The 16,461-nt window shown below is 39.8% G+C and carries 15 protein-coding genes; 9 read left to right on the top strand and 6 right to left on the bottom strand.

Annotated elements, in window-relative coordinates; all coding sequences use genetic code 11:
• Positions 1–63 precede the first annotated feature (63 nt).
• Positions 64–1,218, top strand: coding sequence for an acyl-CoA dehydrogenase family protein (locus J9318_RS07340; protein ID WP_210559307.1), 1,155 nt, complete (start codon positions 64–66; stop codon positions 1,216–1,218).
• Positions 1,219–1,227: 9 nt separating this feature from the next.
• A complete protein-coding gene (locus tag J9318_RS07335; RefSeq protein ID WP_210559306.1) occupies positions 1,228–2,004 on the top strand; it encodes an SDR family NAD(P)-dependent oxidoreductase in 777 nt (258 codons plus the stop codon).
• 14 nt (positions 2,005–2,018) lie between these two features.
• On the opposite strand, the gene J9318_RS07330 is transcribed toward J9318_RS07335, so the two are convergent.
• On the bottom strand, positions 2,019–2,318 hold the full coding sequence (locus J9318_RS07330; protein ID WP_210559305.1) for a hypothetical protein: 300 nt from the start codon (positions 2,316–2,318) through the stop codon (positions 2,019–2,021).
• Positions 2,319–2,747: 429 nt separating this feature from the next.
• Here J9318_RS07330 and hisG point away from each other — a divergent pair, with 429 nt between their 5' ends.
• The 7 genes from hisG (at position 2,748) to J9318_RS07295 (ending at position 9,996) form a co-directional block, all read left to right on the top strand.
• On the top strand, positions 2,748–3,647 hold the full coding sequence (gene hisG / locus J9318_RS07325; RefSeq protein WP_210559304.1) for an ATP phosphoribosyltransferase: 900 nt from the start codon (positions 2,748–2,750) through the stop codon (positions 3,645–3,647).
• 29 nt (positions 3,648–3,676) lie between these two features.
• Positions 3,677–5,044 carry a histidinol dehydrogenase gene (gene hisD / locus J9318_RS07320; RefSeq protein ID WP_210559303.1) on the top strand — a complete coding sequence of 456 codons (1,368 nt, stop codon included), beginning with the start codon at positions 3,677–3,679 and terminating at the stop codon, positions 5,042–5,044.
• The gene (gene hisC / locus J9318_RS07315) at positions 5,041–6,201 is read left to right on the top strand and encodes a histidinol-phosphate transaminase (RefSeq protein WP_244731593.1); all 1,161 of its coding nucleotides are present in this window, start codon (positions 5,041–5,043) and stop codon (positions 6,199–6,201) included. Before hisD ends, hisC begins: the two co-directional genes overlap by 4 nt.
• A 4-nt stretch (positions 6,202–6,205) precedes the next feature.
• A complete protein-coding gene (gene hisB, locus J9318_RS07310) occupies positions 6,206–7,288 on the top strand; it encodes a bifunctional histidinol-phosphatase/imidazoleglycerol-phosphate dehydratase HisB (RefSeq protein WP_210559302.1) in 1,083 nt (360 codons plus the stop codon).
• Positions 7,288–7,929 carry an imidazole glycerol phosphate synthase subunit HisH gene (gene hisH, locus J9318_RS07305; protein ID WP_210559301.1) on the top strand — a complete coding sequence of 214 codons (642 nt, stop codon included), beginning with the start codon at positions 7,288–7,290 and terminating at the stop codon, positions 7,927–7,929. The genes hisB and hisH overlap by 1 nt, the downstream gene beginning before the upstream one ends.
• An 11-nt stretch (positions 7,930–7,940) precedes the next feature.
• A complete protein-coding gene (gene hisA / locus J9318_RS07300; RefSeq protein WP_210559300.1) occupies positions 7,941–8,693 on the top strand; it encodes a 1-(5-phosphoribosyl)-5-[(5-phosphoribosylamino)methylideneamino]imidazole-4-carboxamide isomerase in 753 nt (250 codons plus the stop codon).
• Positions 8,694–8,829: 136 nt separating this feature from the next.
• Positions 8,830–9,996 (top strand): tetratricopeptide repeat protein, encoded by a 1,167-nt coding sequence (locus J9318_RS07295; RefSeq protein WP_210559299.1) that lies wholly within the window; start codon positions 8,830–8,832, stop codon positions 9,994–9,996.
• A gap of 38 nt (positions 9,997–10,034) precedes the next feature.
• Here the strand turns inward: J9318_RS07295 and J9318_RS07290 are convergent, their stop codons facing one another.
• From J9318_RS07290 to J9318_RS07270, 5 genes are all read right to left on the bottom strand, one after another.
• Positions 10,035–10,244, bottom strand: coding sequence for a YgaP family membrane protein (locus tag J9318_RS07290; RefSeq protein WP_210559298.1), 210 nt, complete (start codon positions 10,242–10,244; stop codon positions 10,035–10,037).
• Positions 10,245–10,265: 21 nt separating this feature from the next.
• A complete protein-coding gene (locus tag J9318_RS07285) occupies positions 10,266–11,609 on the bottom strand; it encodes a hypothetical protein (RefSeq protein ID WP_210559297.1) in 1,344 nt (447 codons plus the stop codon).
• 16 nt (positions 11,610–11,625) lie between these two features.
• The gene (locus J9318_RS07280) at positions 11,626–12,471 is read right to left on the bottom strand and encodes an outer membrane lipoprotein-sorting protein (protein WP_210559296.1); all 846 of its coding nucleotides are present in this window, start codon (positions 12,469–12,471) and stop codon (positions 11,626–11,628) included.
• Positions 12,468–15,029 carry an efflux RND transporter permease subunit gene (locus tag J9318_RS07275; RefSeq protein WP_210559295.1) on the bottom strand — a complete coding sequence of 854 codons (2,562 nt, stop codon included), beginning with the start codon at positions 15,027–15,029 and terminating at the stop codon, positions 12,468–12,470. Before J9318_RS07275 ends, J9318_RS07280 begins: the two co-directional genes overlap by 4 nt.
• A gap of 181 nt (positions 15,030–15,210) precedes the next feature.
• Complete coding sequence (locus J9318_RS07270) at positions 15,211–16,455, bottom strand: amidohydrolase family protein (protein ID WP_210559294.1); 1,245 nt, start codon at positions 16,453–16,455, stop codon at positions 15,211–15,213.
• Positions 16,456–16,461: the final 6 nt, after the last annotated feature.

The following is a 16,461-nucleotide window of genomic DNA, read 5'->3' as shown; positions in this document are numbered from 1 at the left end:
CTGGCAAATTGTCGAGCAAGTTCAATAGCGCCTAATTAGGTGCACTTTTCTAGAGTCATAACGATGAATCTTTCTTTAACTGAAGAACAACAATTAATTCAAGATACTGCGCGACAGTTTGCAGAAAATGAGCTTGCTCCTAATGCTGCAGAACTCGACAAAACTGGCAACCGAGAAATACTGTTAAAAAACCTGCAACAACTTGCTGAGCTAGGATTTATGGGATTGAATACCAGTGCAGACTATGGTGGAAGCGAAGTAGGAACAATTGCGTTCAGCTTGGCAATTAAAGAATTAGCAAAAGGATGCGCCTCCACGGCCGTAACTACCTCAGTGACTAATATGGTTGCAGAAGTAATACAGGCTGTTGGAAATGAAGAACAAAAGCAAAAGTACCTTCCAAAAATTTGTTCAGGTGAATACCCTGCCGCTGGCTTTTGTTTAACTGAAACAGGGGCCGGTAGTGATCCAGCAGGTATGAAAACTTCGGCAATAAAAGATGGCGATGAATATATACTGAATGGCGCTAAAATGTTTATAACTAGCGCTGAATATGCTGGCGTGTTTGTGGTTTGGGCAGTCACCGATAAATCTGCACCTAAAGGAAAAGGTATATCTTGCTTCTTAGTTGAAAATGGTACTCCAGGCTTAGTTATATCGCCCGCTGAACATAAAATGGGCCAAAAAGCGTCTGCGACCAATGAAGTTCGTTTTGAAAACTGCAGAATTCCAGCCTCAGCGCTTATGGGAACAGAAAACCAAGGTTTTAAAGTTGCGGTAACTGAGCTTGCCGGAGGTCGAATTGGCATCGGTTCTTTAGCTTTAGGTATTGCTGAAGCTGCTATGGATTATGCTCGGGCATACATTGCGGAACGAGAACAGTTTGGTCAGGCCTTGATCAAATTCCAAGGTTTACAGTGGAAGTTAGCCGACCGTTACACTGAATTAGAAGCGGCTAAACTTCTTCTTTTACAAGCAGCCTACCTAAAAGAACAAGGTTTACCTTTCTCAAAACAGGCTTCTATGGCTAAGCTATTTGCAACGGAAAAAGCCAACGAAATTTGTTATGACGCAATTCAGTTATTAGGTGGATATGGTTATATAAGTGAATATCCAGTTGAACGCATGGCAAGAGATGTTCGAATTACAACAATTTATGAAGGCACAAGCGAAGTTCAAAAAATTGTTATCGCTCGTGAATTATTAAAAGAGATATAAGGATCAATAATGGAATTAGAGAATAAAATTGCAATTGTAACTGGCGGAGCGTCTGGCCTAGGCCGCGCAACTAGTGAAGGCTTAGTTAACAAAGGAATTAAAGTAGCTATTTTTGATTTAAATGAAGAGTCTGGTATTCAAGCTGTTAATGAGCTTGGAGCGGACAATGCAATGTTTGTTAGTGTTGACGTTACCAACCCTGAATCGGTTGCGTCTGCCATAACTAAAGTAATGGAAGCTTACGGTGCTATTCATATTTTGGTGAACTGCGCGGGCATAGCACCGGCGGCGAAAGTACTTGATCGCGAAGGAAAAGCGATGCCACTTAGTAAATTTGCGACTGCCATAAATATTAATTTAATTGGTACGTTTAACGTTGCATCTCAAGTTGCAGAACAAATGGCAAAAAATGAAGCGCTTGGCGAAGCGTTAGAGCGTGGTGTTATTGTTAATACGGCGTCGGTTGCTGGGTATGAAGGTCAAATGGGCCAATCAGCGTATGCAGCAAGTAAAGGTGGCATTATTGCTTTGAGCCTACCAATGGCAAGAGACTTAGCGCGAACAGGCATCCGAGTTAATGCTGTTGCTCCGGGCATAATGGGCACACCAATGTTGTTAGGAATGCCTGACAATGTTCAAGAAAGTCTAGTGGCAAATATTCAATTCCCTAAACGTATGGGCCTACCTAAAGAGTTTGCTGATTTAGTCATTCATATTGCATCAAATGCATATATTAATGGCGAAACTATCCGCTTGGATGGGGCAATACGAATGCAGCCTAGATAAAATAATTTGTAGGGCTAAGCGTAAAAGTCGAGATGCTCTACTCCGTTTTCATCGACATATTTACCTCGCCCCTTTTTTGGAGGGGTGAGTTCTTTATCTTTTTCTAAATCGGCTAATTTTGCATCAGCCACATCAGTCTTTGACGAGCTTTGTTCTTCTGAAGAGGAACCTTGTTTACCTTGTTGTTTAGGATCATCATCTTCAATCCTTTTTGTCTTTGCATCCTTGTGCGCTTTATCAACGTGATAAATATCTTTTTGTTCAGGATCGTTCGCTATTGGGCGACGAATTACGTTATAAATAAAGTCCACCATAATCTATACCCTCTTCCTTTAAGCATATATATTTAAATTGACGACATAAGGCTTTGTTGCCAGTCAACAAGCTCTTGTGGTTAATTATTAACCAGTTATCGACCAATATGCAAATAGATTAACTTTTTTTACAATTTGTTATAAACGCAGGGTTGATTTTTTTCGTTATACCGTTTAGTTTGTCACCATCAATTTAACGAAATTAGAAATCGAAACATGAACTCGTCAAACGTAAATACAATTTGGTTCCATCATCACGTACCAACGGAATAGTTTTCGGCTAATTTCGCTGGAGGCTATTGTAAGTCCTCCAAGCACAAATTCATTGAGCCCTGGAGGATAATATCTTCCGGGGTTTTTTCGTTTTAGAGTTTAATATTTTGGTTTTACCCTTTTGAAATTTAAAATTAATATTATTTAGGAATGAACATGACAGACAAGAATAGATTAAGAATTGCAGTACAAAAAAAAGGTCGATTAAGCAACGAGTCAATTAAATTACTGAAAGCCATTGGCGTAAAATTATCGATTCGTGACAGGCTATTAATTGCACACTCAACAAATTTGCCTATCGACTTGCTGTTGGTTCGTGATGACGACATTCCTGGATTGGTAATGGATGGCATTGCTGATTTGGGCTTTATTGGTGAAAACGAATTAGAAGAAAAAATGTTAGAGCGTCAAGCCGCTAATGAACCGGCTGAATACAAAACGCTTAAACGCTTAGAGTATGGTGGCTGTCGTTTATCAATTGCAGTACCAAATGAATTTGATTATCAAGGCCTTGAGTCGTTAAATAATACAAAAATTGCAACTACATACCCATATTTATTAAAACGTTTTTTAGTTGCGAACAATATTAACGCGCAGCCAGTTATGCTAACGGGATCGGTAGAAGTTGCTCCACGAGCAGGTATTGCGGAAGCTATTTGTGACTTAGTTTCAACGGGTGCAACCTTAGAAGCAAACGGCTTGGAAGAAGCTACTGAAATATTTGTTTCAAAAGCAGTACTAATACAGAAGTCAGCTTCGTTAACAGCGGAAAAACAAACATTAGTGGACACACTTCTGCCGCGTATTAATGGTGTAATGCAAGCCAAAGAGTCTAAGTACATCATGTTGCACGCACCAATTGCAAAACTTGAAGAAGTTAAAAAATTATTGCCTGGAGCTGAAGATCCAACCGTATTGCCATTATCTGCAAATAGTGAACAAGCCGCTATTCACGTAGTGAGTCCAGAAAACCTATTTTGGGAAACGATGGAGCAATTAAAAGCATTAGGTTGTACGTCGATATTGGTAATGCCAATTGAAAAAATGATGGGCTAATAAGTTAGTTACTAAAGGTAAATTTCGACATGATTACGTGGCAAGATCTGACATTAGACGAGCAAAAAGACGCATTGGCTAGACCAGCTATCGCAAACCGAGCTGATTTAACTAGTAAGGTTGCCGATATTATCCAGTTAGTTAAGGATAAAGGTGATGAGGCTTTATTAGAGTTAACTGCGAAATTTGATGGCTTAACATTAGACTCGGTAGCACTCCCGCAAGAGCAAGCCGACGCTATTATCGCTACACTTGGTGCTGAACAAAAAGCAGCGATAGAATTAGCATACGGCCAAATAAAACGATTCCATGAGGCGCAAGTTCAGCCTAATGTAAAAGTTGAAACGAGCCCAGGTGTTGTTTGTGAGCTAATCACCCAAGCAATTAGCTCTGTGGGTTTATATATACCAGGTGGCAGTGCGCCATTGCCATCAACCGTACTAATGTTAGGTGTGCCAGCACAAATTGCGGGATGTAAACGAACTGTCCTTTGTACACCGCCGGATACCTCGGCTAACAACAAGGGTGGCGTAACCGCTGAGATACTTTACGCGGCTAAATTATGCGGAATTAATGAAATTTACCGAACTGGTGGTGCTCAAGCCGTTGCAGCAATGGCCTATGGAACAAACTCTATTGCTGCTGTAGATAAAATATTCGGACCTGGTAATAGCTTTGTTACCGAAGCAAAGCAACTTGTCGCTCAAGATCCTGCAGGTGCCGCTATTGATATGCCAGCGGGACCTTCAGAAGTGCTAGTACTAGCTGATGCGAACGCCAATTCAGCATTCGTTGCCGCTGATTTACTATCTCAAGCAGAACACGGCCCAGATTCTCAAGTAATTTTAGTATCAGACTCACAAATACTAATTGAAAAAACCAAACAGGATATTGAGTCTCAATTGACACTCTTGCCTCGAGCTGAAATCGCTAAAAAAGCACTTGCGAATAGTCGATTCATTTTGGCAAGTTCGCTAGAGAATGCTGTACAGATCAGCAACCAATATGCTCCCGAACACTTAATTGTCCAGTTTGATAACGCCAGAGATTGGCTTGGCAAACTAGATAATGCAGCCTCTGTGTTTTTAGGTGCTTATACACCCGAAAGTGCGGGCGACTATGCTAGTGGGACAAACCATGTACTTCCTACGTATGGTTATTCAAAAGTACTAAGTTCATTAAACCTCGCTGACTTCACTCGTAAGTTTACCGTTCAAGAGATTACGCCTAGCGGTTTACAAGCAATTGGACCAGCAATTATGACATTAGCAGCAGCAGAAGGCCTAGACGCGCATAGAAATGCCGTGGGACTTAGACTAGATGCATTGACTGCGAAGTTAGACACATTAAACGATTCGCCGGTAAGCGATTCGAATCTAAGCGGTACAAAAAAATGAAAACCAGCACGTCACAATTAAAGAAAAATGAAATGAGCTCAAACGATTTAGTTGAAAGCTTAATTCGTGAAGAGCTTAAGTCACTAAAACCTTATGAATCTGCTAGGCGTTTATTTAGTATGTCTGGAAGTGACGACCTTGATACTATTTGGCTAAATGCCAATGAAAACCCGTATAGTCCAGAGGTGAGCGCAGACCCTAGTCTTTATAACAGATATCCAGACTTTCAACCTGAGCCATTAATAAATGCCTATGCCAGTTATGCCCAGGTCTCAACCGATCAAGTTCTAGCTACTCGTGGTGCTGATGAAGGGATAGAATTATTAATTAGAACCTTCTGTAGCGCAGGCCAAAATATCTTAATTTGTCCGCCAACGTATGGCATGTATGCCATAAGTGCAGAAACTGCAGGTGTAAACGTTTTAAAAGTGCCGTTATTAGAAGTTGATAGTGGCCAAACTGTCACTTTTAAATTAGACGTGAGTTCTGTTGTTGAACAAGCTAACAATGCACAAATCGTATTTATTTGCTCACCAAATAACCCAACAGGTGACATTATGGATAAGGATGATTTGATTGCTGTTTTAAACGCCACCAAAGAGAAATCAATTGTGGTTGCCGATGAAGCGTATATCGAGTTTTGTAGTGAAGCGACGGTTGTCGACTTACTGTCAGAGTACCCTAACCTAGTCATATTACGTACTTTATCTAAGGCATTTGCTTTAGCGGGTTTACGCTGCGGTTTTACGCTGTCGTCGGCCTCTATTATTGATGCATTAAAGAAAGTTATTGCACCCTATCCAATTCCTGCTCCAGTTGCACAAATGGCCACTCAAGCATTGTCAAACAAAGGACTTGCCTGGATGCAAACTCGTGTTACAGAATTGAACAATAGGCGTGATGCCTTTATAGAGGAAGCCCAGCAATGGTCTTTCGCACAAACGGTATATCCTTCCAAAACAAACTTTGTATTGATAAAGCTAAGCAAACTAAGCGCTGACTTTGTTATGAACACCTTTATCAAAAAACACATACTACTGAGAAATCAGTCAAAACAACTTTTACTCAATGATACAATCCGAGTCACTATTGGCAGCGAAGCTGAAATGAATGCGGTCATTGATGTATTTACTCAATTAGAATCAACACTGGATTAACATTATGAGCAAGCAACAATCAATCTTATTCATCGACCGTGACGGAACTTTAGTACAGGAGCCACCTGTCGACAAGCAACTTGACTCACTTGAAAAGTTAGTCTTTGAGCCTCTTGTAGTGCCCGTTTTGACACGATTACAACAAAAAGGGTATCGCCTGGTTATGGTTTCTAACCAAGATGGTCTAGGCACTGATTCATTCCCACAGGCGGACTTTGATGCGCCTCATAATCAAATGATGGCCTTTTTCGAATCACAGGGTGTCACCTTTGATGATGTTTTATTATGTCCACACTTTGATCACGAAGATTGTAGTTGCCGCAAGCCGAAGCTTGGCTTGGTAAAAGATTACCTTCAACAAGGTAAAGTCGATTTTACTGACTCTTATGTTATTGGCGATCGAATTACCGATATTCAACTAGCTGAAAATATGGGCATTGTTGGAATTCAGTACTCTCCTGAAAAAATGGACTGGTTAGCAATAGAGAAGTTTTTAACGCAACAAAAAGAAAATCACCGCCAGGCTTCGGTAACAAGAACCACCTCAGAAACAGATATTAAGGTATTTGTTGATTTAGACAGTACAGAAAAGTCTAACATCCAAACGGGTATCGGCTTTTTTGACCACATGTTAGACCAAATAGCGTCGCACGGAGGCTTTTACTTAGATTTAACAACAGATGGCGATTTACATATAGATGATCACCATTCTGTTGAAGATACAGCCCTCGCGCTAGGACAGGCATTAAAAGAAGCTTTAGGTGACAAACGTGGTATCGGACGTTTTGGTTTTGTATTACCTATGGACGAATGTAAAGCGGAAGCAACATTAGACATTTCTGGCCGTCCATTTTTAGTTTTTAAATCTGAATTTACCGACGCTAGAGTTGGTGATATGTCGACACAAATGGTTGAGCACTTTTTCTTCTCGTTAAGTCAGGCTATGGGGCTAACACTTCACCTTTCTACAACAAAGGGTAATGCACATCACCAAGTAGAAAGTTTATTTAAAGTATTTGGTCGTGCTCTTCGTGCGGCCATTAAAGTTGAAGGTAATGTACTTCCGTCGACAAAAGGGGCGTTGTAATGGCGAGCGAGCTAAAAACAATGAACTTAGTTATTGTAAATACAGGTTGCGCCAATATTTACTCGGTGCAATGTGCATTTGAACGACTGAACGTTGCAGTAACTGTCTCCGATGATCCAGTTGTGATAAAAGCCGCTGATAAAGTGCTTTTACCTGGCGTTGGTTCAGCATTTGCGGCAATGAAAAGCATAGAACAGAAGCAGCTTATTGAAGTCATACAAGGCTTAACTCAGCCCGTTCTTGGTATTTGTCTGGGCATGCAGTTGATGGCGCAAACGTCAAACGAAAAACCGGGTTCACACTTGGTTGCCTCAAAAACCGATACGGTCAAATGCTTAGGTTTAATTCCGACAACGATTGAGCGTATGGAAGTTGGTGAATTAGTCTTACCTCACATGGGTTGGAATCAGGTGACGTTAGATAAGCCACATCCGCTATTTAATAATATTGACCAAGGTGCATTTTTCTATTTTGTTCATAGCTTTTGTGCTCCTTTATCGGCAAACACTTTAGCAAAATGTGAATATGGGAACCCTTTTTCAGCTGCTATATTTCATAATAATTTCTTTGGAGTGCAATTTCACCCAGAGCGAAGTGGAAAAGCAGGCGAACAATTACTAAAAAACTTTATTGAATTATAAATAGGATCGTCATGATTATCCCTGCGATAGATTTAATTGAAGGCTCGGTAGTCCGTTTATACCAGGGCGACTATGGACAAAAAACAGAATATAAAATCGACCCAGTTGAGCTGGTAAAGCAATATGCATCTGATGGTGCTGAATGGTTGCACATTGTTGACTTAACCGGTGCGAAAGATACCACTAAGCGTCAATTAACCTTGATCAAACAGATGGTTGATTTAGAGGTAATGAAATTTCAAGCCGGTGGCGGTATTCGAACTGAACAAGACATTATCGACTTGTTTGAAATTGGCGTGACTCGAGTAGTGATTGGCTCTCTTGCGGTAAATAACGCTGAACTAGTTATGTCATGGGTTGAAAAGTACGGTGCCGAGCGCATTGTATTAGCGCTTGATGTGAATATAGATAGTGAAGGCAATAAATACATTGCGACACATGGCTGGCAAGAAAGCTCTGGCGTTACTTTAGAGTCGGTTGTAGAACAGTTTTTATCTGTCGGATTAAAACATGTGCTGTGTACCGACATTAGTAAAGATGGAACGCTTCAGGGTCCAAACCAAGCATTATATAAAACGTTAGCTCAACAATACCCACAAATTAGCTGGCAAGCCTCTGGTGGAATCAGTAGCCTTGCTGATATCGAGTTAGCTTTAACAAATATTAAGGGTTCTGGTTTAAACAATGACTCACCAAGTGGCGTCATTCTTGGCCGTTCTCTGCTTGAAGGAAAGTTTGAGTTAAAGCAAGCTATTGCCTTGTAAAGCATGCTGATTTGGCTAAATTACTTTAAAGCGACCTAAGGGTCGCTTTTTTATAAAGGTAGTTTTTCATTTGCTTACACCTTTAAGTAATGCATACTGGAGATCAGTATGGTAACTCAGAAGGAACTGTAATCTAATGATAATTAAAGTTAACAAGCTCATTTTATGCTTTTTAAGCATCTCTCTATTTGGCTGTGCGCAAAAGCCTAAAGAAATCATTTCAGCGCTCTCTGAACCACAAAAAATAAAAGAGACTGATTGGGCTATATTGCCTTATGAACGCATGTTTACAGCCCACGCACTCACATTAAGTGACAAGCAAAAGCAAAAATTTCTCGATTTTTATAATGCCTCGTATAACGCGTCCGTACAACCTCACAAGCGAATTTTTAATTATCTCGATCAATTCATAAATAATTTTGACTATAACAATATGACACTACCATCCACTCAAGCACTAGCGAAGAGAACTGGAAACTGTATGTCTTTAGCAATGCTAACAACCTCTTTTGCTAACTTAGTTGGTCTTGAGATTAGCTATCAAATTATAAATGGAGCTCCACTGTATTATAAACAAGGCAAAAATATAGTGACGTCTCAACATGTTCGCACAAAAATATACGCAGCCCCAGAGCCTGAAGAAGAAGGCATGGTTTACTTTCGAAAAACTCATATCATTATTGACTACTATAAAAACCAATTAGATTTGCCTGGTAGAACTATCACTAGCGAAGAGTTTTTGTCTATGTACTATGCGAACTTGTCAGCAGACGCATATGCAAATATGGAATACGACTTAGCGTTAAAATATTCCTCAAATGCTATGAAATTGTTTCCTAATTCACCCGAGAATATAAACACTCACGCTTTAATTTTAGACAAACTAGTAGATACAGATGCGAGCATAATGTTAATTGAAAAAGCGCTAGAGCAAAACATAACTTCTTTAAACTTGCTGAATAGCTACAAGATACTTTTGGAAAAAACAAATCAAATTAGTAAAGCAAATGTATTAAATGAACAGATGGAAAATATAGATGATGACAATCCATATCGTTGGCTAGATATTGGTCATACTAAGTTTGATAAAAAAGAGTATAGCAACGCTTTAAGGTATTATCAGAAAGCTGAATTATTAGCGCCTTATCTCGATGAGGTTTATCTCGCGCAGGCTAAAACATATTTTAAATTAGGAAAGAAAAAGGCATCTAAAGAGTACTTAAAAAAAGCTTTAGAATCGCCGATTAAAGTAAACGAAGTTAAATTATACGAGGCTAAACTGGCCTCGTTCGAAAGTTACTAGGGCATACAAATATTAGCGTACCCTAGTAATTAAGATGACTATTGCTGCGCTAATTGCTTTTCAGTCTTAATGCCAAACTTTTGCATGACAATAGCCGCTGGACAAAATCCAGTAAAACTTTGTTGAAATAGGTTGGCGCCAACAAAAACGGTAAGCCACATAAAATTTTCATGAACGTAAACAGTGAGTACTACAGATAACAACACCATAAAGCCCGCAAAGGCTGCGACTGCTTTTTCTAAAGACATAATGTTTCTCCTACTAATAAATTAAAAATAATGGCGTATTGTAAAATACGCATTGGATGCATTTTCAAACTGGCCAAAAAAGCTATCTGCTCTTTTACCCCAAAACTTGTTTATTCCAGCGCTTACTGTCCAGTCTTGAATAGGTTGATAATTGACTTTAAAACGACTGTAACCGTCTTCATCAGAGGGTGAGTAAAAGTTAAACAGCTGTAAGTTAAGAGTATCTTGCATCAAGCGATAATAGAGCTGCGCCGTCCACAGTGTCCTAACGCTCTCAGGTAACGTCGACGTGGCGGAATTGGGCTGGCTTGGTAAGTCTAAGCTTTTTTCAAATTGAAACTGAATAGAGCCAGTTAAGTTCGAAATTAACTCTTGTTGGTAGCCGATTAGAAGCTTATTTTGACTATTTGGAATTAGCGGGTTATTCCCTGAATCATCCACTGTATCGTGATGTGCCACTTCAACGTTGATTAGGCCATCGAACAAAGGCGCAATAACACTAGCACCTACTACATTTAATGCAGTAAAAGTAGGTTGAAAATCGTCCGTCATACTATTGGGGGATTTATCAAAACCCTTATATCCATAAAAGGCGTATTCTGTCGCGCCAACTTGTTTTTTTATCCGAAGTGCGTATTCAGGTTTGTCTGGCGTATTGTCACTACCCACATCAAAACCTGGCGCTACATTGACACCACCATTTGCTTGTGCGGCCAATGGATTATAAAAAGAGAAAACGTCACCATTGATGTAGCGATCTGGAGTGAACTTTGGCGTTATAACAATATCTATATTGGCGAACTGATAATAGCCTGATGCCTTAAAAGCAAATTGTGGCGCTTTTAAATATTCATCATCGCGACCAGAAAAAAAACTTTGCCAGTCTTTTGCAAACATATCATTAAGGAATAGATAGTCGCCGGTGCCCCAGGTTAATATTTGTTGGCCAGCTTTAATATCCCAGCGTTCACTTATTTTTCCTTGCCAATTAAGCTCTCTAACTTGCATTCGCCACTTGGACTGAACGCCATCATAAAAAGCCTGACCTCGCATTTTTATTGCTGAATTTGATAACTTATAATCGGCTTGCCCTTGCAATCTAATGTCCTGAAGTGTTGAGTCGGTATTAATAACAGGATCATTATTTAAACGTGTGCCCCACGCCAACTCCGCAAACATCACTATATTGGACCAGCTAGATTGCGTTTTTTCCGCCCAGGGATCATCGCCCCACTCGTCTCCCCAATCATCTTTGCTACTTGTTGTTGCATTGACAGTCGCGGTCAGCAACAAAGCAGTGCATAAGCCTAATTGTAAAAACAGACGCTTACCTTGAGCAACAATATCGTGCGGCGCAAATTTCATATCAACTTCTCACACTCTACTTTCTTAACCATTCGACAGGTGGCGTTTTTAAGCTACGCTCGGTAAATATGCTATCTGGTAATCCAATGTCATAGCTAATATTACGAAACTCCATCAAGGTGTAACCTCCCGCCTTGAGATCGGTGATTTTTGACTTAGTAACGGTAACGTGACCTGAAATTGTTTCTGTTTCTAGCGTCTCCACACTACGGTATTTGTTATTGTTTGAGTCATAAAAATCAATAAGCATAGGTAAGTAGGTCTGTTTATCAATTTCGATCTGGTAGTAATTAAATTCCACTTCATTTGGCTGTTTAGGCGTTGCCTTCAATATATATCGAGTATCATTTTGTGAAATGAGCTCAAAGGTATCTGCTTTAGTTGAGCGTCCTGACACATCCTCATAAAAGAAATGAGAACCCACAAATGAAGTGCGCTTATCCCCAGCTGAAATTCGTTTTACTAAATCTAAACCAGGTAAGTACAACCAGCGATCATCATCCTCTGATATTTTGTTACGTTTCTCGACACGAAAAACCATGCCACTTACGTCGGCTGGGCGAGAGAAAAAAACAAGCATTTTTTGATCGCCACCATCTTCAACGTCTTTACGTAAAATAGTAAATTGACGGACTTGACGACGATCTTGCTCATCAATGATCATCATTCTAGCCTGAGTCTTACCGTCATTACCGGCATAATAAGCGGCTAATTCAGCCTTATTAATAATTTCCTGTGCACTAATTACATCTGTACGTTTATCAGCCTCTTGAGCTTGCGTAATAAAGCTAAACGGTGCCTGCAGCCCTATGGCTAATAAACCAGTCGCGACAGTTAGAGAAAGTTGTTTTAAATTATTCATGCTTTACCTCGGTTAATAAGAGTAAGTACAGCGGGTAATAATATTAGTGTAACCAGAGCTGATACTGCCATTATGCTAGCCAAAAACACGCCTACAGTGACGTACGGTACTAATGGTGCAAACAACAATGGTGTAAAACCTAATGCCACTACCGCAGCATTCTTGGTGATTGCATTGGCCGGTTCGCCAAACATTACATTGATGGTATCTTTTATCGAACCGGTTTCTTTTAAAGCGCTTCTGGCGCGTTCTAAAAAGTGAATAGCAAAATCGACCGATAGACCTAATGTTAACGCAGACAATACGGCAATTGGCATATCATAATCTTTGCCGATCCAACCAATTAAGCCGTAAATAAACGAAATAGTAATGGTTAGTGGCAACATGGCCAAGACGCCGTAAAGAACTGATCTAAATAATAAAACCATCATAATAAAGACAATAACAAAAGCACTGATCAAACTATCTAACATGCCCGTTACCATCTGCTCTTGCCACGCTACATTTAAGTAAGCCTTGCCAGCCCATCCCGTTGAAATATTTTTTGGTAGTGGATTAGATGCAATATAGCTATCCATTGACTCGATCACTGCTGTCATATGCTGATTGTCGCCACTTGTTAATTGTAACCAAATTAAGCTTTTTCGATAATCTGGCGTTACAAAGTGCCATAGGTCGCCTGGACGATGAGATGATTGATATTGAATTAATGTCTGTGCAACACCATTGGCCGAATTCGGTAGCTGATAATCTTTATTCTCTCCGCTACGCAACTCTCTATTCACCACTTTTACAATATCCGCAAGTGAGTTTGATTTACCCACCAAACCGGTTGTTGATAAATGCGTTTGTAAGTTCTCTATATATTTGAGCACTTCAGGTGAGGTAAATCGTTTCGCCGACTGCTGAGCCGACTCTATTGTTTTTAATGTAGATTCTAAAAAGCGTACTTCGTCATCATTAGTTGTTTCAAAAAGTTTATCTTCAATTTTGTAGACTAATTGGCTTAATTTATCGCTACTGTTTTTGTTAGAACGATCGTTCGCTAAAACGTCATCTAATGCCTGTTGGCTCCAATCTATTAAAGACTTAGGCAATGAAGCTTGATTGAATAGGCTCTCAACGGTAGGTAGTTCACTATTGTCTTCTAGTACAAAATAAGCGTCGTATGTGCCAGCAAATTGTTCATTTAACTCTTTATCTGCAACTCGAATAGGATGATCCGCTTTAAACCATCGTACCGGATTATCATTTATTTGTATTTTACCTATACCAATAACCGACCAAACAAACACTAATCCAAAAATGACGATATGTAAGAACTGACGCTTTTTCGCAACTTCACCAATTGCATGTACAAAGGCTGACAAACCACTCTTGTTCTCTAAGCTATGCTGATGTGATTCTTGTAATTTTTTAAGAGACTCGGTAGACATACGACTTATATAAGCCGGTACAAACAGTATTGTGGTTACAAAAGCCAAAATAATACCAAAGCCAATAAATGCACCAAACACCTGTACCGGCGGTATTGGCGTTAACATTAAAGATAAAAAGCCTACTGTTGACGTTACTGATGTGAAAAGCATAGGTCTAAATAGTTCTTCAACAACTGTTTTTATTACTGCTTTTTTGTCTTGCCCGTCTTTATAGCGATCAGCAAACTCAGACATAATGTGCACTGAATCAACGACGGCGATTGGCATAAGAAATATTGCAATCATGGATGACATAATATGCACCGTGAAGCCCATACCAATTAACAAACCCATTGTTATAATTACAGTTGTCATCGCCACGACCATTGCCGCGGTAATAAACTTAAAGTTTCTAAACAATACAAACAATAAAATAAATATCGCAAGCCCCGCTAATGGCGCTGAAATACCCATTTGCACAAACATTTCATAGCCGAATCTATCTTCTGCTACAGGCAGTCCAGTTATATGCCACTGAGCCGTAGTATCAAAACCGTCGATGCTTTGTTGAATTTGCTGCGCAATTACATAGCTTTTATTTTTGTCGGCAATCGGCACATAAATCGCAACAGCCTTACCGTTTTCTGATGCTAACGTATTATTTAATAAAGGAAGTTTCTTTATCTTTTCTAAAACGGCTTGAGAGGCTTCTATATTATCTGGCGCTTGATTCATTAACCATTCAAAGCGAATTGCGCTCGCACCGGAAGGTGTTAACTCCTGTGTGACATTATCGACAACTGATAACGACATCACATCTTTTGATATCACACCGTCTAACGTCATTATATTTTTTGTAAGCGCTGCTATTTCATTAAGCGTTGCCGGGTTAAATACCCCGTTATCTGTTTTTTCTACCGCGCCAACAACTATCGAGTCGTGCATTAAAAAATCTGTTTTCGTTTGATTATGAAAAACTCTTGCAGCGTTATCTGCCGGTAACATATTCTCCGGATCAGTATCTATTTGAATAGATGGCATTTGGAAAAGCGCGATAATGACAAAAACCAACATTAGCGCATAGATTTTTTTAGCGTGATCTAAACTTAGCTGGATGGAGGAAGATATTACGGGTTTCATAAAGGTTTCTCGTTTGTATGTCACTAATACTATAGTCGACAATACTATATTAGAGGAACCTAATATAAAAGCTATTCGCTAGAATTAATATAACCAAAAGCCAAACACGATATGCAAATTTGGAATAAAAAAAGGCCAGCTGACTAGCTGACCTGTGATTTATAAGTAAATGCTTGAATATTTACTTTATATAACCGCGTGGTTTTTTCTCTTTAGAGGTATAACGATCGCGTAATTTGTCTTGACGAGATTCAGTTGTTACTTGTTCGCCATCAATCCAAATATTTTCAACTTTTGTACTAATTTCAAACGGGTCGCCGCTCCACAGTACTAGGTTAGCTGGTTGGCCTTCAGCAACAACACCGCCAGGAAGCCCAAACACATCAGCAACATTTTTCGTTACCGCATTTAATGCCCCCTCTCGCGATAAGCCATTTGCAATTGCAACGCCGGCGTCTGTACGAAGGTTATAGCTTAAATGGGTATCAGGTTGAGTCAGTATTAGCTTTACGCCTGCTCGCTCTAATTCCGCCGCGTTTTCTAACGATGCATTCAATGAATCAAAACTGCCTGGAAGGTTTGATAGACTTTCCATAATTACAGGAACACCCGCTTCAGCAATTTGATCTTTTACACGAACAGCATCTTTGGCACCAGACAAAACAAGGTTTAAACCAAAGCGCTCTTTTAATTTAAGCAAGTGAAGAATGTCAGTTGCTCGCTCAACGTCAGCAATTAATGGCTTTGAACCATCTAGCAGTGAAGTTAAGATTTGCTCTTCTTTACTTGGAGCTTTGCTGTCTTTTTTATCATCGTCTTTCGACTTTTCTTTCGCTTTTTTAAGCTTATCTAGCTGATCTTGAAGTTCTTTTTCAAATGTTGCTAAGCTAGATGCTCGTGAGCCTCGACGTTCAGAGCCAAAATAGGCCAATGTTGCCGTGTTCGTATCAACAACGCTGTCGTACTCACCTGAAAGGCTAGCTGTAAATACCTGACCAGCCCAAATCCCTTCACTGCCGCGAGGTGCAATCACACTATGAGTAATGCCACCTTTGCGAGAGAACGGAATTAAGGTGCTATTTGGGTTGAAGGCTAAAAATGGTTCAAATGATATACCGCCTTTTTTCGCCGACATATCACGAGAAGCCGATACTGCATCTACTTCAACCAAACCTAGCTGATTTAAAGAAGAGATAAAGCCTGCCGTTAATATACGACCTTGACCATCAACGGTTGAGTCTACATTCAATTCTGCAGGGTTAATTGAAACAACTTTTCCGTCTTCAATAACAACATTTGCGCCAGTTAATACGCCTTGTTCTGTACCTGTGTATACTGTTGTATTGGTGATTGCTACTGAGTCCGCTAGCGTAGTAAAGCTTGCAGTTAAGGCAGCAAAAACTAATGATAATTTTAACTTTTTCATGATTAT

This window comes from Psychrosphaera aestuarii, from assembly GCF_017948405.1.
GTDB classification, from domain to species: domain Bacteria; phylum Pseudomonadota; class Gammaproteobacteria; order Enterobacterales; family Alteromonadaceae; genus Psychrosphaera; species Psychrosphaera aestuarii.
The sequence above is the reverse complement of the archived record's forward strand: the minus strand, read 5'-3'. Positions and strand labels throughout refer to the sequence as shown.

Bases quoted from the DNA above. Each gene is read 5' to 3' on its own strand.
- J9318_RS07335 (WP_210559306.1), top strand. From the start codon at position 1,228: ATGGAATTAGAGAATAAAATTGCAATTGTAACTGGCGGAGCGTCTGGC.
- hisH (WP_210559301.1), top strand. From the start codon at position 7,288: ATGGCGAGCGAGCTAAAAACAATGAACTTAGTTATTGTAAATACAGGT.
- hisA (WP_210559300.1), top strand. From the start codon at position 7,941: ATGATTATCCCTGCGATAGATTTAATTGAAGGCTCGGTAGTCCGTTTA.
- hisG (WP_210559304.1), top strand. From the start codon at position 2,748: ATGACAGACAAGAATAGATTAAGAATTGCAGTACAAAAAAAAGGTCGA.
- hisC (WP_244731593.1), top strand. From the start codon at position 5,041: ATGAAAACCAGCACGTCACAATTAAAGAAAAATGAAATGAGCTCAAAC.
- J9318_RS07285 (WP_210559297.1), bottom strand. From the start codon at position 11,609: ATGAAATTTGCGCCGCACGATATTGTTGCTCAAGGTAAGCGTCTGTTT.
- J9318_RS07340 (WP_210559307.1), top strand. From the start codon at position 64: ATGAATCTTTCTTTAACTGAAGAACAACAATTAATTCAAGATACTGCG.
- J9318_RS07280 (WP_210559296.1), bottom strand. From the start codon at position 12,471: ATGAATAATTTAAAACAACTTTCTCTAACTGTCGCGACTGGTTTATTA.
- J9318_RS07275 (WP_210559295.1), bottom strand. From the start codon at position 15,029: ATGAAACCCGTAATATCTTCCTCCATCCAGCTAAGTTTAGATCACGCT.
- hisB (WP_210559302.1), top strand. From the start codon at position 6,206: ATGAGCAAGCAACAATCAATCTTATTCATCGACCGTGACGGAACTTTA.
- J9318_RS07330 (WP_210559305.1), bottom strand. From the start codon at position 2,318: ATGGTGGACTTTATTTATAACGTAATTCGTCGCCCAATAGCGAACGAT.
- hisD (WP_210559303.1), top strand. From the start codon at position 3,677: ATGATTACGTGGCAAGATCTGACATTAGACGAGCAAAAAGACGCATTG.
- J9318_RS07270 (WP_210559294.1), bottom strand. From the start codon at position 16,455: ATGAAAAAGTTAAAATTATCATTAGTTTTTGCTGCCTTAACTGCAAGC.
- J9318_RS07295 (WP_210559299.1), top strand. From the start codon at position 8,830: ATGATAATTAAAGTTAACAAGCTCATTTTATGCTTTTTAAGCATCTCT.
- J9318_RS07290 (WP_210559298.1), bottom strand. From the start codon at position 10,244: ATGTCTTTAGAAAAAGCAGTCGCAGCCTTTGCGGGCTTTATGGTGTTG.